Origin of the sequence: Gordonia sp. DT30, assembly GCF_049844915.1 — a bacterium.
Taxonomy (GTDB): Bacteria; Actinomycetota; Actinomycetes; order Mycobacteriales; family Mycobacteriaceae; genus Gordonia.
The window spans coordinates 37,885-57,574 of the sequence record NZ_JBNCLY010000009.1; the positions used below are offsets into that span (position 1 = coordinate 37,885).

The 19,690-nt window shown below is 68.0% G+C and carries 16 protein-coding genes and 1 pseudogene; 9 read left to right on the top strand and 8 right to left on the bottom strand.

Annotated features, from left to right (window positions below):
- Positions 1 to 63 precede the first annotated feature (63 nt).
- Both ACLQ3C_RS10705 and ACLQ3C_RS10710 read right to left on the bottom strand, forming a co-directional pair.
- Complete coding sequence (locus tag ACLQ3C_RS10705) at positions 64 to 387, bottom strand: DUF3017 domain-containing protein (RefSeq protein ID WP_425705040.1); 324 nt, start codon at positions 385 to 387, stop codon at positions 64 to 66.
- Positions 384 to 1,250 (bottom strand): bifunctional methylenetetrahydrofolate dehydrogenase/methenyltetrahydrofolate cyclohydrolase, encoded by an 867-nt coding sequence (locus ACLQ3C_RS10710; RefSeq protein ID WP_425705041.1) that lies wholly within the window; start codon positions 1,248 to 1,250, stop codon positions 384 to 386. The genes ACLQ3C_RS10705 and ACLQ3C_RS10710 overlap by 4 nt, the downstream gene beginning before the upstream one ends.
- Positions 1,251 to 1,334: 84 nt before the next feature.
- Here ACLQ3C_RS10710 and ACLQ3C_RS10715 point away from each other — a divergent pair, with 84 nt between their 5' ends.
- Together ACLQ3C_RS10715 and ACLQ3C_RS10720 are read left to right on the top strand one after the other, a co-directional pair.
- Positions 1,335 to 2,306: a serine/threonine dehydratase gene (locus tag ACLQ3C_RS10715; protein ID WP_425705042.1), complete on the top strand. Its 972-nt coding sequence runs from the start codon at positions 1,335 to 1,337 to the stop codon at positions 2,304 to 2,306.
- A gap of 27 nt (positions 2,307 to 2,333) precedes the next feature.
- On the top strand, positions 2,334 to 2,798 hold the full coding sequence (locus tag ACLQ3C_RS10720; protein WP_425705157.1) for a tRNA (cytidine(34)-2'-O)-methyltransferase: 465 nt from the start codon (positions 2,334 to 2,336) through the stop codon (positions 2,796 to 2,798).
- 20 nt (positions 2,799 to 2,818) lie between these two features.
- On the opposite strand, the gene ACLQ3C_RS10725 is transcribed toward ACLQ3C_RS10720, so the two are convergent.
- Positions 2,819 to 3,046, bottom strand: a complete 228-nt coding sequence (locus ACLQ3C_RS10725) for a DUF167 domain-containing protein (RefSeq protein WP_425705158.1) — start codon at positions 3,044 to 3,046, stop codon at positions 2,819 to 2,821.
- A gap of 103 nt (positions 3,047 to 3,149) precedes the next feature.
- Positions 3,150 to 6,407: an error-prone DNA polymerase gene (locus tag ACLQ3C_RS10730; protein WP_425705043.1), complete on the bottom strand. Its 3,258-nt coding sequence runs from the start codon at positions 6,405 to 6,407 to the stop codon at positions 3,150 to 3,152.
- Between the two features lie 157 nt (positions 6,408 to 6,564).
- Between ACLQ3C_RS10730 and ACLQ3C_RS10735 the strand changes: the two genes are divergently transcribed.
- Both ACLQ3C_RS10735 and ACLQ3C_RS10740 read left to right on the top strand, forming a co-directional pair.
- Positions 6,565 to 7,095 carry a hypothetical protein gene (locus ACLQ3C_RS10735; RefSeq protein WP_425705044.1) on the top strand — a complete coding sequence of 177 codons (531 nt, stop codon included), beginning with the start codon at positions 6,565 to 6,567 and terminating at the stop codon, positions 7,093 to 7,095.
- Positions 7,092 to 7,712, top strand: a complete 621-nt coding sequence (locus ACLQ3C_RS10740) for an RES family NAD+ phosphorylase (protein WP_425705045.1) — start codon at positions 7,092 to 7,094, stop codon at positions 7,710 to 7,712. Before ACLQ3C_RS10735 ends, ACLQ3C_RS10740 begins: the two co-directional genes overlap by 4 nt.
- Before the next feature lie 34 nt (positions 7,713 to 7,746).
- Here the strand turns inward: ACLQ3C_RS10740 and def are convergent, their stop codons facing one another.
- Entirely contained in the window at positions 7,747 to 8,322 is a 576-nt protein-coding gene (def, locus tag ACLQ3C_RS10745; RefSeq protein ID WP_425705159.1) for a peptide deformylase, read from the bottom strand.
- A 298-nt stretch (positions 8,323 to 8,620) separates the two neighbouring features.
- Here def and ACLQ3C_RS10750 point away from each other — a divergent pair, with 298 nt between their 5' ends.
- The 4 genes and pseudogenes from ACLQ3C_RS10750 (at position 8,621) to ACLQ3C_RS10765 (ending at position 14,673) form a co-directional block, all read left to right on the top strand.
- Complete coding sequence (locus tag ACLQ3C_RS10750) at positions 8,621 to 10,459, top strand: DUF222 domain-containing protein (protein ID WP_425705046.1); 1,839 nt, start codon at positions 8,621 to 8,623, stop codon at positions 10,457 to 10,459.
- 90 nt (positions 10,460 to 10,549) lie between these two features.
- Positions 10,550 to 11,565: pseudogene (locus ACLQ3C_RS10755) on the top strand (IS30 family transposase).
- An 80-nt stretch (positions 11,566 to 11,645) separates the two neighbouring features.
- The gene (locus tag ACLQ3C_RS10760) at positions 11,646 to 13,577 is read left to right on the top strand and encodes an SDR family oxidoreductase (RefSeq protein WP_425705047.1); all 1,932 of its coding nucleotides are present in this window, start codon (positions 11,646 to 11,648) and stop codon (positions 13,575 to 13,577) included.
- Between the two features lie 7 nt (positions 13,578 to 13,584).
- Entirely contained in the window at positions 13,585 to 14,673 is a 1,089-nt protein-coding gene (locus ACLQ3C_RS10765) for an alanine racemase (protein ID WP_425705160.1), read from the top strand.
- Between the two features lie 25 nt (positions 14,674 to 14,698).
- On the opposite strand, the gene ACLQ3C_RS10770 is transcribed toward ACLQ3C_RS10765, so the two are convergent.
- The 3 genes from ACLQ3C_RS10770 to ACLQ3C_RS10780 form a co-directional block, all read right to left on the bottom strand.
- Positions 14,699 to 16,291, bottom strand: a complete 1,593-nt coding sequence (locus ACLQ3C_RS10770; RefSeq protein ID WP_425705048.1) for a DNA polymerase Y family protein — start codon at positions 16,289 to 16,291, stop codon at positions 14,699 to 14,701.
- Positions 16,291 to 17,079 carry a hypothetical protein gene (locus ACLQ3C_RS10775; protein WP_425705049.1) on the bottom strand — a complete coding sequence of 263 codons (789 nt, stop codon included), beginning with the start codon at positions 17,077 to 17,079 and terminating at the stop codon, positions 16,291 to 16,293. The genes ACLQ3C_RS10770 and ACLQ3C_RS10775 overlap by 1 nt, the downstream gene beginning before the upstream one ends.
- Positions 17,080 to 17,247: 168 nt before the next feature.
- Positions 17,248 to 18,267 carry an Rv2578c family radical SAM protein gene (locus ACLQ3C_RS10780; RefSeq protein WP_425705050.1) on the bottom strand — a complete coding sequence of 340 codons (1,020 nt, stop codon included), beginning with the start codon at positions 18,265 to 18,267 and terminating at the stop codon, positions 17,248 to 17,250.
- A gap of 101 nt (positions 18,268 to 18,368) precedes the next feature.
- Between ACLQ3C_RS10780 and ACLQ3C_RS10785 the strand changes: the two genes are divergently transcribed.
- On the top strand, positions 18,369 to 19,655 hold the full coding sequence (locus ACLQ3C_RS10785; protein WP_425705051.1) for a protein kinase domain-containing protein: 1,287 nt from the start codon (positions 18,369 to 18,371) through the stop codon (positions 19,653 to 19,655).
- The last annotated feature ends 35 nt before the right edge of the window (positions 19,656 to 19,690 follow it).

A 19,690-nucleotide genomic window follows, 5' to 3' on the forward strand; every position in this document is an offset into this window, starting at 1 on the left:
ACAACTGCCCCGAATGTCACGCTGAGGTCACCAGTGTAATCAATCCGTGGCCAAGGGGTGTAATCAATCCGTGCCCAACGGGTCGATCGACGTTGCCAGCCAGAGGATGAGCGCCCCGACCGACGCCATCGCCGCCACGTCGAAGAACCTGCCTCTGACCTGCAACAGGCCCGCTCGCGAGGTCGGGATCAGGGCCCGCAGGACCGCACCGAACAACAGGGTCGAACCGAAGACGAAGGCCCCGCGTCGCCACCGGTCGTAGAGCACCAGGACGGCAGCGGCGACGGCTCCGAGCAGAACCAGCAGGTAGGGAACCTGCACCAGATAGGCGCGAACCCGCCGGGCACGGCGCAACTGCTCCACCCGCTCGGGAGCGCCCTCGGTCATCGACCCGGGCTCTCGGCCGCCTGCGCCTCGGCTCGCTCCACCACATTGGCCAGCAGGAAGGCCCGGGTGAGCGGCCCCACACCGCCGGGATTGGGTGAGACATGCCCCGCGACCTCCCAGACGTCGGGGGCGACGTCGCCACGCAGGCCGTCCGCTGTTCGACTGACACCGACGTCGATGACCGCGGCTCCGGGCTTCACCATCTCCGCGGTCACCAGATGCGGTACGCCGGCCGCGGCGATGACGATGTCGGCGCGGGCGACCTCGGCGGCGAGGTCGCGCGTGCCCGTGTGGCAGAGGGTCACCGTTGCGTTCTCGCTGCGCCGGGTCAGCAACAAGCCGATCGGACGGCCGATGGTGACGCCGCGCCCGATGACCGTCACGCGTGCGCCGGCGATCGGGATGTCATAGCGCCGCAACAGGTGGACGACCCCGCGCGGGGTGCAGGGCAGCGTCGACTCCTCGCCCAGGACGAGCCGGCCGAGGTTGATCGGGTGCAGACCGTCGGCGTCCTTGGCCGGATCGACGCGTTCGAGCGCGGCGTTCTCGTCGAGGTGGCCCGGCAGCGGGAGCTGCACGATGTAGCCGGTGCAGGCCGGGTCGGCGTTGAGTTCGTCGATCGTGGCGTCGAGCTCCTGTGCCGTCACGTCGGCGGGCAGATCCCGGCGGATCGAGGCGATGCCGATGCGTGCGCAGTCGGCGTGCTTGCCCTTGACGTAGGACTGCGAACCGGGGTCGTCACCGACCAGGATGGTGCCGAGCCCCGGGGTGATACCGGCGGTCCGTAGTTTCTCCACTCGCGCCGCGAGATCGGTGAAGATCTCGTCGCGGGTGGTCTTGCCGTCGAGTCGTATCGCGCTCACGACGACCATTGTTCCATCCTCGCTGTTCCGTTCCGGCTCGGCTGGCCCATTGCGGAGCTGCGTCGCCGCGGTAATCTCCCGGCCATGCCGGTATCCGCAGCGAATCCGATCACCACCGCCGACGTGATCGCGGCCCGCGATCGGATCTCGGGCCGGCTGCGCCGGACCCCGGTGCTGCGCGCAGCCCTGGACACCCCGGCCGGCCCGGTGCCGGTGGTGTTCAAACTCGAATTCACCCAGATCAGTGGCTGTTTCAAGACGCGCGGAAGTCTCAACGCGGTCCTCGGCGCCGCCGACCGCGGAGAGCTCACCGATGCCGGTGTGCTCGTCGCATCCGGCGGTAACGCCGCCCTCGGTGCCGCATGGGCGGCCCGGATCGTGGGCACCTCCAGCACCGTGGTGGTGCCCGAGAACGCCCCGCCGGTGAAGGTGTCGGCGCTGCGCGCCCTGGGCGCGACGGTGCACCTCGTCGGCACGCGCTATCAGGATGCGGCCGATGCTGCTGCACAGATGGCCGCCGACACCGGTGCGCTGCTACTACATGCCTACGACCTGCCGGCCGTGGTGGCCGGTGCGGGCACCATCGGCCTGGAACTGATCGAGGATGTCGAAGGCGCCCTCACCACCGTTGTCTGCGTCGGCGGAGGCGGGTTGCTCGGCGGCCTCGCCGCGACACTGCGCCCCGGTGACCGGCTCGTGGGTGCCGAACCCGTCGGCGCGTCGTGCCTGCATCAGGCGCAGATCGCCGGCCGGCCGGTCGCGGTGGACCTCGACAGTGTCGCCGCCGACTCGTTGGGCGCCACCCGCATCGGCGACATCTGCTGGGCGACCATCACCGGTCGCGCCGTCGATTCTGCCGCCATCGAATCGGTTGTCGTCGACGACGCCGACATCATTGCCGCCCGCGCGCTGATATGGGATCGCTTCCGCACCGTCATCGAGCACGGCACGGCCACCGCCGTCGCCGCGGTGACCACCGGAGCGGTACGGGCACAACCGGATTCGACGCTGTGCATCGTGCTGTGCGGGGCCAATACGCGGCTCGACGATCTGTGACGAGTCGACGGGTGCACAATGGCTGCCATGTTCCGGATCATGTTCTACCAGCCGTGTATCCCGCCCAACACCGGCAACGCGATCCGGCTGGCCGCCAACACCGGCTGTGAACTGCACCTGATCGAACCACTCGGCTTCTCCATGTCCGACGCGCAGGTGAAGCGGGCCGGACTGGACTATCACGAGATGGCCACGGTGACAGTGCATCCCAATCTGGTGACCGCCTGGACGACGCTCAAGCCGGAGCGGGTGTTCGCCTTCACCGCCCACGCCGAGCGCTACCACACCGATGTGGAGTATGCGCCGGGCGACGTCTTGTTGTTCGGTCCCGAGCCCACCGGCCTGCCCGACGAGGTACTCGCCGAACCGGAGATCACCGACCGTATCCGGATTCCGATGCTGGCGGGCCGGCGCTCACACAACCTCGCGAACGCGGCGAGCATCGCCGTGTACGAGGCGTGGCGACAGCAGGGCTTCGAGGGTGCGGTCTGAGGGTCTGCGTCGGCTCAGGTTCAGGAGACGCGGAACCGTTTCGTCCGCGACGTCGCTCCCCCGATCAGGTTGACCCTCGACTTCGGGACACCCAGATGAGTGGCGAGGAGTTCGGCCACCGCCTTGTTCGCCCGGCCCTCGGTGGCCGGCTCCCGGACGAAGATCGTGACGGAACCGTCCGGCCCGGTCTGCACGAGCGGCCCCTTTCGACTGTTCGGTTTGACCGTCACCACCACCTGTTGTGGCATTCCCATCCCCTCATCGGTCACGTCCCGCCGCAGCGGAGGCATCAGCGACGATTGTGCCGTATGGCCCCGCCTGCCCCTCGGTCATGTCACGCCTCGTCGCGGCTCACTGCCAGTCACGTGATCGGGTGCCCACCCGAAGGTCCATGCGCTGCAACCGATCTGCGACAACGGTGACCGCCCCCTCGGCGTTCTGTACCCGCCCGCGGACCAGCAGCGCCGTCGCCGACTGTGCCAGTTCCCGGTACTTCGACCACAGTCCGACCGAGCAGACGACGTTGACCATCCCGGTCTCGTCCTCGAGGTTGATGAACGTCACCCCGGATGCGGTGGCCGGTCGCTGCCGATGCGTCACCGCCCCGCCGATCAGCACCCGCGACCCGTCGGGCACCGCGAGCAGCCCGTCGGCCGGGATGACGCCGAGAGCTTCGAGCCGCGGACGCAGGTACTGGGTGGGGTATGCCGTCGGGGTGATCCCCGTCGCCCACGCATCAGTGGCGGACAGTTCGACGTCGGACAGGCCGGGCAGGGTCGGAGTCGCCGCCGCCGACTCGAGGTCGAGGTGGTCGGCGCGCGCACTCGACGCCGCACCGGCCTCCCACAGTGCCTGCCTGCGGCTCAATCCGAAGCGGTCGAAGGCACCTGCGCCGGCCAGTCCTTCCAGTTGGCGCGCCGACAGTTCCGCCCGCCGGGACAGGTCGGTGATGCTCGTGAAGTCCCCGCCGGTATCGCGGGCGGCGACGATGCGCTCGGCGATGTCGTCTCCGATCCCGCGCACCGCGGCCAGTCCCAGGCGTACCTCGAGTCCCGCGTTCTCCAGATTCGCCTCGGCCGACGATCGGTTGATGTCGGGCCGGTGTACGCGCACCCCGTGCCGGCGGGCGTCGGCGACCAGTGACTGCGGCGAGTAGAACCCCATCGGCTGCGCGCGCAGCAGTGCCGCGCAGAATGCCGCCGGATGGTGCAGCTTGAACCACGACGAGTAGAACACCAGCGACGCGAAGCTCTGCGAATGGCTTTCGGGGAAGCCGAAATTGGCGAATGCCGCCATCTTCTCGTAGATGTGGTCGGCGTCGGAGCCGGCGATGCCGTGGGTGGTGCGCATTCCCTCGTAGAAGCGCCGGCGCAACCGTTCCATCTTCTCCGGCGACCGTTTGGAGCCCATGGCGCGGCGCAGCTGATCGGCCTCGGCGGCGTCGAATCCGGCGACGTCGACCGCCAATTGCATGAGCTGCTCCTGGAACAAGGGCACCCCCAGCGTCCGATCGAGGGCTCCCCGCATCGACGGATGTTCGACGGTGGCGGGTTCGGTTCCGTTGCGCCGCCGGATGTAGGGGTGAACCGATCCGCCCTGGATCGGACCGGGGCGGATGAGCGCCACCTCGACGACGAGGTCGTAGAAGCAGCGCGGTTTGAGCCGGGGCAACGTGGCCATCTGGGCGCGCGACTCCACTTGGAACACGCCGACCGAATCTGCGCGGCAGAGCATGTCGTAGACGGCCGCCTCGGTGAGATCGAGCCGGGCCAGGTCGACGTGGATGTCCTTGTGTTCGGCGACCAGGTCGATCGCGTAGTGCAACGCCGAGAGCATCCCCAACCCCAGCAGATCGAATTTCACGAGTCCTATTGCGGCGCAGTCATCTTTGTCCCACTGCAGCACACTGCGGTTCTCCATCCGCGCCCACTCGGTGGGGCAGACATCGGCGATGGGCCGATCGCAGATCACCATTCCGCCGGAGTGGATTCCCAGATGTCTTGGCATTCCCTCGATCTCACCGGCGAGCTGCCGGACGTCGTCGGGCGCCCGGTCGGGCATCTTGCTCCACGCATCCTGCTGGCCGGTGGCATATCCGAGTGCCCGCGCCATGTCGCGGATCGACGATTTGGGGCGGTAGGTGATCACGTTGGCCACCTGCGCGCTGTAGCCGCGGCCGTAGCGGCGGTAGACGTATTGGATGGCCTCTTCCCGGCGGTCGGATTCGATGTCGACGTCGATGTCGGGCGGACCGTCGCGCGCGGGCGAGAGGAACCGCTCGAACAGCAGCTCGTTGGCCACCGGGTCGACGTTGGTGATACCCAGGGCGTAGCAGACCGCCGAGTTGGCCGCGCTCCCCCGGCCCTGGCACAGGATGTCGTTGCGTTTGCAGAAGTCGACGATGTCGGCGACCACGAGGAAATAGCCCGGAAAGGTGAGGGTTTCGATGATCGCCAGTTCGTGTTCGATCTGCCGGTAGGCCTGCGGATGCTGCGTCGGGGTGCCATAACGGCGCAGCGCCCGGGTCATGGTGAGATGCCGCAGCCAGGTGGCCTCGGTGTACCCGTCGGGCACCTCGAACGGCGGCAATTGCGGTGCGATCAAACCCAATTCGAAGGCACAGTCGCCGGCGATGTGTACCGCGTTGTCGATGGCCTCCGGATGCGCCGACAGCAGGCGCCGCATCTCGTCGCCGCTGCGCAGATGTGCACCGCCGACACCTGGCATCCAGCCGGCGATGGTCTCGATGTCGGTGCGGGCACGAACTGCCGCCATCGCCATCGCGAGGCGCCGCCGCGGCGGGCCGGCGAAATGCGCACCGGTGGTGGCGACCGTCGGCAGCCCGAATCGCGCGGCCATACCGGCCAGCGCGGCGTTGCGTTCGTCGTCGTCGGGCAGACCCTGGGCGGTGAGTTCGACGGCGACCCCGTCCCGGCCATACCGTTCGACGAGATCCCCGAGTGCCTTCTCCGCCGCGGGCGATCCGGCCCGGTCGAGGGCTCGGCGCACCGCCCCTTTGCGGCATCCGGTGAGGATCAGCCAGTGCCCGTCGTGATCGGCGAGGCGGTCGGGGTCGTACCGCAGCAGCCCCTTCTCGCCTCCGGACATGTGTGCGTCGGCGATCACCCGGGACAGCCGGCGATATCCCTCGCTGTCGCGGGCCAGCACCAGCAGATGATCTCCGGGCGGGTCGTTGACCCCGGTCCGGGCGACGTCAGGCTGCAAGGACAACTCGGCCCCGAAGACCGTCGGCATTCCGAATTCCCTTGCGGCCTCGGCAAATCGGACCACCCCGTAGAAGCCGTCGTGGTCGGTGATCGACAGCGCCTTCAAGTCCAGCCGCTGCGCCTCGGCGACCATCTCCTCGGGCATCGACGCCCCGTCGAGAAAGCTGTAGGAGCTGTGGGCGTGCAGTTCGGCGTAGGGCACGTGAGACGGTTCCGGCTCGATGTCGGGTGCCACGTACGGGCCCCGTTTGCGCGACCACGCCGGCGAGTCGCCGCCGTCCCCGGGACCGAAGAACTCGCCGGGCCGCCCGTCCTTGCGCGAGCGGCCCGACAGCACCCGCTCCATCTCCGACCAGGTCGGTGGTCCCTGATTCCAGCCCACTGACCAAGTATAGAACGCACGTTCGATACCGGGCGAGTGGTGGGCGGTGAATCGCGATCCGACGATGCCTCGCTGCGAGGGTTGTCTCGGTTGACCGCAGGACTGCCGAGTGTCAGACTCGGAGTACGGGTTGTCTGGGTTGACCAAGGAGTGTGTTGTGTCTGATCTCATGGATCGCAAGCAGGAATTGCTCGACGAGTTGAGTCATCTGCTGGACGAGCGCTTCTCCGCGGCGGAAGAAGCCGGGGTCGATGCGTCCCTGTACGCCGACACCAACCGGCTCGCGTCGGCGATGGTCGCAGCACTGCCGGCACTCGGCGTACACGATCAGCTCGTTGGCCCGTTCTACGACACCGCCGGACTCACCGGCTGGCTCGGCGTGAGCAAGCAAGCGATCGCCAAACGCGTCAAGCACCGAACACTCATCGCCTGCCAGCTCGAATCCGGTACATGGGTGTACCCGACGTGGCAGTTCACCGAACAAGGAGCGGTCGACCGCCGAATGGTGCAGGTGTGGCAAATCCTGCGAGAACACGCCAACGCGTGGACCGCGGCCCTGTGGATGTGCGCCCCCAACCCGGATCTCGACGGCGACACCGTGATCCACCACCTCGCCACCGACAGCACGGAACGCCTCGCTGCAGTTGTCGACGCCGCACGCGCCGACGCGGCACGCTGGGCAGTATGACCGGCCGCGACGCTGTTGCGCTCCGGGGCCCAGATGGCCATGACCTGTCGACCTTCCCCACTACGAGCTTTGCCGCTGGCGTCGGCTTGTACCGGGCGCATCGCACCGCGCTGGGCGCCTGGTATTTCTCGGCCGGCGGTGCAGGCCGGTTCGATCTGGACCCGCCCCGCGGAACCTGCTACCTCGCCACAGACACCGAGACCGCCGTTCGCGAAACCCTCGGCTCGACACTGCACACACTCGGCGGCGCAGACGTCGACTTCGCCGCGCAACGCTCGGTTTCCCGACTACGTCTGCCGACCGCGTGTCTCCTGGCCGACCTTTGTGACCGGCACGCTGCTGACTTCGGTATCACCCGTGAGATTCACACCATCACCCCGTACACCGTCACCCGGGCGTGGGCCGAAGCGTTCCACGCTGTCAGCGATGGCCTGCTCTACCAATCCCGATTCACCACCGTCGCCCAGGCGAACGCGCTGGCGGTGTTCGACGACGCCGGGCCGAAAAGCTGGCCCGCCGACACCACCCCGATACCTTTCTTGACCGCTGCCCGCGCTGCGGGCATCACCATCCTGCCGCCGCCGCGTCGAGTCACGATCGTCCCGCCACCCACCTGACCCGGACCAATTTTCTATTGCTGGACAACGTAGTTCAGACCTTCGGTGACACCGGCCAGTCATCGGGGTAACGCTCGGCCACCTCGTCACGCATCCGGCGCAGACTCTTGCGGCCCCGGGCGGTGAGCCGGTCGCCGAACACCATCCCGTTGATGTGATCGGTCTCGTGCTGCAGGCATCGGCCGAGAAGGCCACCGGCGGTGACGGTCAGCGGCTCCCCGTACTGGTCCTGTCCCCGGCAGGTGGCGACCGACGGACGCGACAACGTCGCGTACGCGCCCGCAAACGACAGGCAGCCCTCGTCGTAGTCGACGAGCCGCCGGTCACGTCCCTCGGGAAGTTCGAGCTGCGGATTGCACACGACACCGGTGCGCCGCGCGCCGGTGTCGTCACCGCAGTCGTAGATGAAGACGGCGAGATCCACTCCGATCTGGGCCGCCGCCAAACCCGCACCGGATGCGGCGGTGTTGGTGGCGAACATGTCGGCGAGCAAGGTCTGCAACTCGGGTCCGAAGTCGGTGACCGGGCGGGCAGTACGGTGCAACACCGGATCACCCCAGCCGACGATCGGACGAACGATCCCGAGTCGCAGCAGTTCGGCAATGGGCATGATCATCGGCCTCCAATGCCACGTGCTTCTGTACCCCGAGGTCGAGCGTGCCGCAACTTCCCATCCGACGCAATGCTGTCCGCATGATATGGCAGACGCCCGGGAGTCCGGGTGAACCCACTCGGCAGTCGATGGTTCGCGGTGGGCGTCGTGGCGACACCGGCTGCCGGCCTTTTGGCATTGGTGTTCACCTCATCGATGATCGAATCGAGATCGTCGCGAACGTGATGGCACAGTCGCCCAACCGCAGTGACCTGCGCCGACGCATTTTGTCAGACCCCGAATGTATGTTCCTTTCATGACCTCGCGCATGCCCGCCGCACCCTCGGCCGACGTCCCTTCCGACGTCGTCGAGTCGTGGTATGCGTCGGAGACCGATGCCGACGAGGTGCCGCAGACGGTGACCGCACAGTTGCGCTCCGATGAGAAGCTGTTGCGAACCGATCTGGTGGAGATCATGGCGCATTCCGCAGCGACGGTCGCAGCCGGCCAGTTCCGCATGGCACAGGCGGCGTCGTTGATCCACGACGAACACGAGGAGGACTACGGCTGTGAGCTTGCCGAGGCTCTCGGCGAGCAGCAGTCCACCCCGGAGGATTTCGCGAGGAACGCCGAGATCGCCGCGTCGGGTGGAGATCCACGGGCCGAGTACGGGCTCGACGGACTCGAGCGTGCGGTGGTCGAGGTCGGCGCCGTGTTATCGATCCCGCCGGCACAGGCGCGTGCCCTGATCATGACCGGGCATGCCATGCGGTACCGCTTGCCACATACCGCGGCGATGCTCGCCGCCGGACGTATCGATCTGCGCCGCTTCGAGATTGCGGTACGCCGCACCGAGCTCTGCAGTTCCGATGCGTTGCCCGACATCGACCTTCGGCTGTCCGAGGCGATCTACCGCCGCGATCACATGTCGACGTCACGGTTCACCGCGATGGTGGACGCGATCGTCGCGAAGACCGACAAAGAGGCGATGAAGCGCCGGCGCGAGCGCGCCCAGGACGATCGCGGCGTCACCATCCGACCCGACCGCTTCGCGCCCGGGCAGGCGAAACTGACCGCGAACCTGCCCACGGCCGACGGCGCGACCGTCAACGCCCGACTCGACGCGATGGCCGCAGCCGTACACAAGGCAGACCCGCGCACCCTCCGACAGCGCCGAGCCGACGCGTTGGTGGCGCTCGGCAATGGCGCCGACCACCTCGAGTGCCGATGTGACGATTGCATCGCCGCTCGGTGCGCCGACCTGGCAGAAGCCGACGTACCCGAGGTCGATCCGGCTGATGCCGATATGCTCGACGCCGACGTACCCGAGTCCGTTGCGCCCGACGCTGATCCACCCGAGTCCGATCTGCCCGAGTCCGATCTGCCCGAGTCCGATCTGCCCGCCGCCACGGACAGCGCAGCAACCGGGACGGATGAAACGTCCGAGCCATGTCGCTGCACGTGTGCCGACCACGCGCCGGCCCCCGCAGCTCCCCCGACCACCGACCCGGCACCCGCTGTCCCGGCTCCATCGGCGGTGATCCACGTCGTCGCCAACCAATCCACTCTCGACGGCACCGATGACGAACCCGGCTACATCGACAAGTTCGGGGTCGTCGACGCCGACACCATCCGTGAGATCGCGGCCGCGGAATTCACCCGAAAGGTGGGGCTGAGCCCCGAGCGTGCCGCCGAAGGACTGGCCGGGCTGAAATACCGGCCCGGGAAGAAGTTGCAGGCCTTCATCCGCACCGGCGAGCTGTCGTGTTGTTTCCCCGGCTGCAACAACCCGGCATGGTCGGCCGATCTCGACCACACCACTCCCTATGATCATCGCCATCCCGACCACGGTGGAACCACCACTGTGCACAACATCAAACCGTTGTGCCGACTCCACCACCGGGCGAAGACCTTCAACGCCTGGCGTGACTACCAGGACACCCTCGGCCGCGCCATTTTCCAGTCACCATCCGGGCATTGGTTCGTGGGCAACGCGTTTCGTGGCACCGATCTGTTCGGCGGCCTGCGCACAGTGCCACCCAAACCACCCGACCATCGAGCCCGTGCCACCATCGACACCCTGTACGAGCGACTCCGTACCGGGGAGATCCGTGCTCGGGACCGGGAATACCTTCGTAATCCGCCACCGTTCTGACCGCGGCGGGAGCAAGGGGGGCGGTGTCATACCCTCGAAGCAACGGTAGCCGAGAGGCGTTGGTGGACAGGGGCTGTGGTGGGACGCAGGATGTTGACGGTGGAGGATCGGACTGAGATCGCTACCGGGATCAAGGCGGGTTGGTCGGTGACCGCGATCGCGGCGCATGTCGGCCGCTGCAAGTCGGTGATCTCACGAGAGGTCCGCCGTAACTCTACCGCGGCGGGGTATCGGGTGGTGGCCGCAGAAAAGCGGGCCACTGCCGCGAGGACACGTCCGCAGTCGCGTGCGATCGATGCGATCCGGTGTTGGCCGCACGGGTGCGAGCGGATCTGAAGGCTTCTCGTACACCACGCCAGATCGCGGGGCGGTTGCGGCTGGAGGCATCTGAAGACAATGTGGAACTCATGGACGGTTCCCTCGATGCCCAGGGCCGCACGGTCTCACACGAAGCTATCTACCGGTGGATCTATGCGCACCCCGGAAAGGAGCTCGCTAAACAGGGAATCATGTTGCGCAGCAGACAGGTTCAACGCAAACCTCGCAAGAAGGTCGGTGAGCGCAACGCGCGGATCGTGGGCATGATCTCCATCGATGACCGTCCGACCGAAGCTACCGACCGACGCGTGCCCGGCTGGTGGGAGGGGGACCTCATTGTGGGTGCCCGCAACAAGTCCGCCGCGGTCACCCTGGTCGAACGCAGCACCCGCTACACGCTGATCCTGGGGCTGCCCGACGGGAAGAAGGCCGTCGGTGTAGCCGATGCGTTGATCGACCATCTCCACGCGTTGCCGGCGTTCATGCGGCAGGGATTGACCTGGGATCAGGGCACCGAGATGGCTGAACATGCCTCGGTCACCGTAGCCGCTGACCTGCCGATCTACTTCGCTCACCCACATTCGCCGTGGGAGCGTCCCACCAACGAGAACACCAACGGCCTGATCCGCGAGTACCTACCCAAAGGCACCGACATCACCAGCAATCAGGCCTACCTCGATGCCATCGCCCGCGAGCTCAACGAACGCCCACGACAAACCCTCGACTTCTACACCCCCCGCGAGAAGTTCGAAGCCCTCCTACGAGACAACGTTGCTTGCACGGGTTGACACCGCCGGGTCTTGCCTGCGGCAGTCGGTGGATGACAGTGTGAGATGCGTCTTCGTCGAGCTGGAATTTGGAGAACCCTGTGACCACATATTTCGTGACCGGTGGCAGCGGCTTCATCGGACGCCGCGTCATCAGAGAGCTACTCGCAATCGACGCGGACGCACAGATCCACGCACTCGTCCGGGAGGGCTCGCTGTCGCGGATCACCGAGGTTCTGCGCGACACGGCCGGTGGTGACCGGGTCCACCCGGTGATCGGCGACCTCACCTCCGACGGGCTCGGGGTCACCGACACCGACCTCGAGATCGACCACGTCATCCACCTCGCCGCGATCTACGACATGGCCGCCGACGCCGCGAGTCAGCACGCCGCCAATGTCGAGGGCACCGCGCGGGTCGCCGATTTCGCCGTCGCGCATGACGCGATGTGTCACCACGTGTCATCGATCGCGGTGGCCGGCGATCACCGGGGCGAGTTCACCGAATCCGACTTCGACCTCGACCAGGGATTTCCGACCCCGTATCACCGCACAAAATTCGAGGCCGAGAAGGTGATCCGCGAACGAGAAGGGCTGCGCTGGCGCATCTATCGCCCCTCGGTGGTCGTCGGCGACTCACGCACCGGCGAGATGGACAAGGTCGACGGGCCCTACTACTTCTTTCCCTACCTGCGACTTCTCGGCAAGCTGCCGGCGGCACTGCGCCTTCCGTTCCCCGACCTCGGCCGGATCAATCTCATCCCGGTCGACTACGTCGTCGACGCCCTGGTGTCCCTGGTCGGTACCGATCCCGGCGTCAGCGGTCAGGTCCACCACCTGGGCGCGCGACATTCACTCTCCATCACCGAGATGTACAACGATCTCGCCCCCACTCTGGCAGCACCCAAGGGCATCAACGTCATCCCGCATCAACTCGTCGGGCGCGCCGTGTCCCTGGCGGGTTCTGCGCCGCTGCGAATCGGGCGCGACCTGCTCGCACAGCAGGCCGGCATCCCACCCGCACTGCTCGACGGCATGGACCTGCCGGTGGATTTCCGATCCGATCTCACCATCGGGCACTTGGCCGGATTCGGTGTCCGGCCACCGGAATTCGACGATTACGCACCGCGACTCTGGCGGTATTGGGAGCGCGAACTCGACCCGGCGCGGCATCGACGGGTCGACCCGCGCGGTCCCCTCGTCGGCAAGGTCGTCCTGATCACCGGCGGCTCGTCGGGCATCGGCAAGGCCACCGCCCGCATGTGCGTGGCGCGTGGTGCCACCGTCCTGATCGTCGCGCGACATGCCGACGAACTCGATACCGCAGCAAGCGAATTGGCGGCCACGACACCTAAGACCGGTGTGCCGCTCGGCCAGGTGTTCCCGTACATCTGCGACATCAGCGACGAGGAGTCGGTGCGGGCGATGGTCAAGACCATCATCGTCGACCACGATCACGTCGACATCCTCGTCAACAACGCCGGGCGCTCCATCCGCCGCGCCACCATCAACGCCGTCGACCGGTCCCACGACTACCACCGCGTGATGGCCGTCAACTACTTCGGTGCAGTCAATCTGGTGTTGGCATTGTTGCCGCACATGGTCGAACGAGGCACGGGTCACGTGGTCAACGTGACCTCGATCGCGGTGCAGGCACGTGGTCCCCGCTTCGGCGCATACGCCGCGTCGAAGGCCGCTCTCGAGGCGTTCAGCGATGCGGCCGCCGCCGAGACCCTCTCCGATCACGTCACGTTCTCCAATGTGCGCCTCCCCCTCGTGCGCACCCGGATGATCGCCCCCACCGAGGACTACCAGAACTCGGCGGGCGTCTGGAACGTCGACAAGGCCGCGTCCCGGGTCCTCGACGCGATTCTTCATCAGCCACACCGGGTTTCGACGCCACTGGGCGACCTCGCCGATCTCGGACACCGGTTCGCACCGCGCATCACCACCCGCATCATGCATCAGGAATATCTCCTCGGCCGGGAATCGGCGGCGGCACTCGATTCGGCCGAGAAAGAGTCCGGTGACTGATACCCCGGTGACCGACACCCCATACCTGACGATCGATCTGCCGCGAGTCGACGCCAACCTCTCGTCAATGGCGCGCCACTGCGCCGAACTCGGTGTCACGCTGCGTCCACATGCCAAGACGCACAAGTGCATCGAGCTCGCACGCCGCCAGATCGACAGCGGGGCAGCCGGTCTGACCGTGGCGACGATCGGCGAGGCAGAGGTGTTCGCAGCGGCTGCCGAACGGACCGGATGCCGTGACCTGTTCATCGCCTATCCGCTCTGGGTGACCGAACACAAGGGTGCCCGGATGCGCGCCCTCGCGCAGACGGTATCGCTGCGCGTGGGAATCGACTCGGTGGCCGGTGCGCGGCGCCTCGCCGCCGAGGTGGTGCGCCCGGGCGTGATCGTCGAGGCGATCATCGAGGTGGACTCCGGACACCACCGCACCGGAGTGCCACCCGAGGATGCCGGGACGGTGGCGGCGGCCGCGGCCACCGCAGGACTCGACGTGGTGGGCGTGTTCACCTTCCCCGGCCACGGTTACGGCCCGGCGGCCGCACGCGCCGAGGCCGCCACCGCCGAGGCAGACGCGCTGCACAAAGCATCGGAATCGCTGCGCGCCAACGGAATCGGACCACGGGTGATCAGCGGCGGATCGACGCCGACGGTCGGCTTTGCCCGGCCGGGCCTGCTCACCGAGCTGCGGCCCGGCGTCTACCTGTTCAACGACGCCCAGCAGGTCGAACTCGGCAGTGCCGGATTCGACGACGTCGCGCTGACCGCCGTCACCGCCGTGGTGCACCGTGCCGGACGGCAGGTCGTGGTCGACGCCGGCAGCAAGATCCTCGGCGCCGACCGCCCCGCCTGGGCCTCCGGCTTCGGCCGGGTGATCGACACTCCGCAGGCGCGGATCACCGCACTGTCCGAACATCACGCCACCCTCGAATATCCGGCCGACGCCACACCCGCAGCGGTGCCTGATGTCGGTGCGACCGTCCGGGTGATCCCCAACCACGTGTGTTCCGCGGTGAATCTCGTCGACGAGCTCGTCGTACACACTGCCACGGGTGAACCGCTGTCCTGGCCGGTGGCGGCACGCGGCGCCAACAGCTGAGCGCTAGCCAACAGCTGAGCACTATTCATTCGTACACACCCTCCACCACCCAGCCGCCGGACCGGTAGCACAGCAGCAGCGCCCGGGAGTCGTCGAGCAGCACCTGCGCGCGCGCACTGATCGCATCCGGCCCGGTCTCCAGGCCGACCGGCCACGGCCCGGCCCACCACCGCACCTCCCAGCCCTGCCGGGAGGGTTCGGGCATCCGGACCGTCGTCGGTTCCGCGGTGAACGCGCCCCGTGGGGTGACCCGCACCGGATCACCGGCAGGATCGATCACCTCGACCGGGGCGTCGGACGTCATCGCCGGCGCCGGCTGCGGCAGCCGGCCCGGCCAGGGTGCGTCCGGATCCCGTTCGGGCACCGGATCTTCACCGAGGGTGATCATCGAGATCTGCTCGGCCGGACCCCGCCCCCCGCTGAGCACCGGGATACGCACGGCGTCGCCGCCGAGCAGACCCTGCACCCGCTCCATGCTGCGTCGCGCACGCTCGGACAATTCCGTGTCCCCGGGCAGCCCGGCACCCGACAGCGCATGCTGCAGCTTCCCCGCATCGACCACCTCGACCGGGTCGAGCCGCAACGTCGCGATCGGCGAATCCGGCCGCGTATCCCCGGAGCCGCGAGTGCGGCCGCTGGTCATCCAGCCCTCCAGCTGCCAGCGGATACGATCGGCGGTCGTCGCCGGGGTGAGCGGCTGAGCACACCGCCACGTCCGCGAATGCCGCTGTCCCCGTTCGGTGATCGCCTCCACCGTCAACTTGGTGCAGGCCACCGACGCATCGACGAGGCGACGGTGCAGCAGCTCGGCGATCCGGCGGCCGGCGAAGGCGGCGGCATCGATCCGGTCGATCGTCGGGTCGCAGAGATACTCGATCGCAAGATCTTCCGGCAGTGTCTGCGTCGAAGGCGGGCGACCCGGCTGGCCGGTGGCCTGCCGGTGCGCGGTGATCGCGTCGGCGTCGAAGCGGGTGGCGACATCGGCCGCCCCCAGCGCGGCGAAGGCACCGATGGTGTTCACCCCGAGTCGGCGCAGCAGCGCGACCAACTCGGTGCGTTCCGGCCCACACATCGAGGGCTCGACGGCGAGGTCGGCGATCGGGCGGGCGGCGAGATGTTCGCGGTCGCCGCCGGATGGGACGCACTGCCCGCTGCGGGCGGCCAGCACCGCGGTGAACAACTCGTCGGCGATGCCGACCTGCGACTCCACCCCGCACGCCGAGACCCGGTCGATGAGTTCCTCGGCCAAGATCTCCTCACCGCCGAACACGCGGGCCGCACCGGTGAGCCGCAGGACCACCAACCCGGGCCGCAGCACCTCCATCGCCGGCACCAGGTCGGTCACCGTGGCGGCCACCGGCTCGAACAGCCGGCCGTCGCGGTGCTCGTCGGCAGCGACCACCGTCATCTCCGGACACACCGACTGCGCCTGACGCTTCCGCATGCCCCGCCGGACCCCCGCGGTCCGGGCCGGAGCCGAGCAGGCGATCACGCGGTTGGCGTGCAGCACCGCCACCGGATGCCTGGGCGGCAGGTCGGCGTGTGCTGCGGCGGCCGTCGCGGGCCAGTCCGGACACCACAGCGCCAGCACCCGCGCAGGCCGTGACCCGGCGGCCATCAGTTCGCCACCGCACCGGGTGCGTCCACGGCGTCGACGCGCGTCTCGGTCACCCGCCGGATCTGTACCGCGTCGTCTCCGAATCCGCCTGCCATGACGTCGATCCGGGCGGAGCGCCGGCGGCGGTCGCGTCCTTCGGCGACGACCTGCAGCCGCATGCCACCCACCCGCCCGTAGCCGCGATCCGCGGTGGCGAGATCGTCGGCGCGGGGACCGTGTCGATAGCCGACCACCCGCGCGTCCATCCGGGTATGTGCTCCCGGCCAGTCTCCGTCGACCACCAGCAACGACGATCCCTGCTGCCGCGCGCGGCCGCCGACCACCCGGCTCCGGGCGGGCGGCACCGTCACGCCCCGCAGCCCCAGCACCACCAGATCCATGCCGTCGAGCAGGACCGCGGCCACCTCCACCGGGTCGACACCCGGGTCGGGGACCACGGCGATCCGGCGCAGATCGGCGCCCATCTCCACCGCGGCGAGCAGATTGAGCCGGGGCATCCCGACGATGCCGACCTGGCTGCCCGAGCGCGTGATCGTGGCGATCATCGCCATCAGCAGCGATCTCGCACCCCGGTAGCCGAGGACCGTGCCGCGAGCGATTCCATTGTGCGGCAACACGTCCGACATGACCTCGGGTAGCGGGAACACGTCGACAGACACCGGCTGGACCGAGCGCCGGTCCGGCAATCCCGACATCACCGCCATCTTCTGCCGGAGGGCGTCGAGAGTAACGGGATCCGCATGTCCCGACTCGCCACGCCCACCGCGATTCAACGGCACCACACTCATGACACACCCCTCCTGGCCAGCGCATACTGTGCTCGGCGAGCCGGGAAGTTGCCACGCCATCGCGTCCATCCGATCCCGGAATCGCACCGGATATCGAATGTGTTTTCGATGTTCTGATCGTACGACGCGACTCCGACAGTTCGCAACAGCGCTGGTCAGCGGAACCCTTCAGAACAGTGTGAGCGCCTGCGCGAGTTCGGGTTCAGGCTCGGGTTCGACGGCCGTCACCACCCGCGAGCCCGACGATCCGGCGAGTCCGTGGCCGGCGACCAGCGGTCGCATCCGTTCCCGCAACCACGACGAATACTCCGGGGTGACGTAGGCACCCCGGCCATAGAGCCCGCGGTACCGGCGGACCAGCGCCGGATGATGCTCGGCGAGCCAGGTCATGAACCAGGGCTTCGTCGCCCCGCGCAGATGCATCGGGATGACGGTCACCCCCGACGCCCCGGCCTGCGCCAGCGACTCGAGCAGAGCGTCGAGGTGCGCCACCGAGTCCGTCAGGTACGGGATCACCGGGGCGATCATCACGTGCGGGGCGAACCCGGCGTCGGCGATGTCGCCGATCAGCGCCAACCGCGCCGCCGGCGACGGCGTTCCCGGCTCGATCTGTTTCTGCAACTCGGCGTCGTGGAAAGCCAGCGACACGCTCAGCGAGACCGTCACCTGTCCGGCCGCCTGACGCAGCAGCGGCAGATCCCGCCGCAGCAGCGTTCCCTTGGTGAGGATGGAGAACGGGGTCGCGGCTTCGGTCAACGCCGAGATCACCCCGGGCATCAGCCGGTAGCGCCCCTCGGCGCGCTGATAAGGATCGGTGTTGGTACCCAATGCCACCGGCTCCCGGCGCCAGGACCGGCGCCGCAGTTCCTTGCGCAACACCGCGGCCACATTGAGTTTGACCACCACCTGCGAGTCGAAGTCGCGACCGGCGTCGAGATCGAGGTACTCGTGGGTGGGCCGGGCGAAGCAGTACCGGCACGCATGCGTGCAGCCGCGGAAGGTGTTGACCGTGTAGGTGAACGGCAAGCCGGACTCGACGGGTACCCGATTGAGCGCACTCTTGGCGAGGACCTCGTGGAAGGTGATGCCCTCGAACTCGGGCGTCTGCACCGATCGCACCAGTCCCGCCCGGCCCAGTCCGGGCAGGGCACCATCGTCGGCTTCGACAGCCTGTTCGGACCAACGCATACCGGGAGTCGAACACACGTACTACGACATGTCAAGACGCGGCGAGTGCCACACCCATTCGCCCGTCCTGCCCAAGCGGCGGCCCCGGCTATCATCGCTGCATGACCGCCGACGCCGAAAGCCATCGGACACCGGGTCCCAACTTTCTGGTGGCCGGACGCTATCGGCTCATCTCCCGGATCGGCGGCGGCGGCATGGGTACCGTTTGGCTGGCCCGCGACCAACTTCTCGACCGCGAGGTGGCCGTCAAACAGGTCCTTTCCACCGAGGGACTCTCGGAGGACTCGGCGGAGACCGTTCGGCAGCGTGCCATGCGAGAGGGACGGATCGCGGCACGGCTGAGTCACCGCAACGCGATCGCCATGCACGACGTGGCCCTCGACGGCGGTGAACCCTGGCTGGTGATGGAGTACCTCCCGTCGCGCAGCATCGCCCAGATCCTGCATGCCACCGGCACTGTCGACGTCACCGAAGCCGCAAAGATCGGCGCACAGGTGGCCGACGCCATGGTCGAGGCGCACGCCTCGGGAATCATCCACCGCGACATCAAACCCGGCAACATCCTCATCGCCGGCGGCGGACGTCAGGCCGGCCTCGTCAAGATCACCGACTTCGGCATCTCCCGCGCCAAGGACGATGTCACGATCACCCAGACCGGCCTGATCACCGGCACCCCAGCGTATTTCGCACCCGAGGTTGCCCGCGGCGATCCGCCTGCCGAGCCCTCCGACGTGTACTCGCTCGGCGCGACCATCTACACGATGGTCGAGGGCCAGCCACCCTTCGGAGTCGACGACAACTCGCTGGTGATGTTGCATCGGGTGGCGCGGGCGCAGATCAATCCGATGACCAAGGCCGGCGCCCTCGAGCCGGTGTTGCTGCGCATGCTCGAACCGAGCCCCAAACGCCGCATCACCATGACGCAGGCACGCGACGAACTCGCCCGGGTCGTCGCCGGTGAGCACGGCTCCACCGAGCAGGTTCTCACCAGCCTGGTCTCCCGGTCCGACCTCGACCTGAATCCACGTCGCCGACCGGCCACGCCCACCGGCCAGCCCGCGAACCCGGGCACCGGCGGCCGCGGGCCACACACGAAACCCCCTGGGCCACAATATGACCCGACCCGAGTCGCGACTCCGGCCCCATACGACCCCTCGACACCGTCTTCGGCTGCACCGTATTCGTCTGCACCGTATTCGTCTGCACCCTATTCACCGGCGCCGTACCCGCAGCACTACTCGTCGCCGTCCTACAGCAGCGCCATGCCGCCGCTGGGCCCGGCGTCACAACGCCAGCAGACCTCGCCGGCGCTGCTCGCCGTGGTCGTCCTGCTGTTCTTCCTGGTGCTCGCCGGGGTCATCGTGCTGGTGATCGCGCTCCTCAGCTGACGTACTCCCCAGCTGACGTACTCCCCAGAAGACCT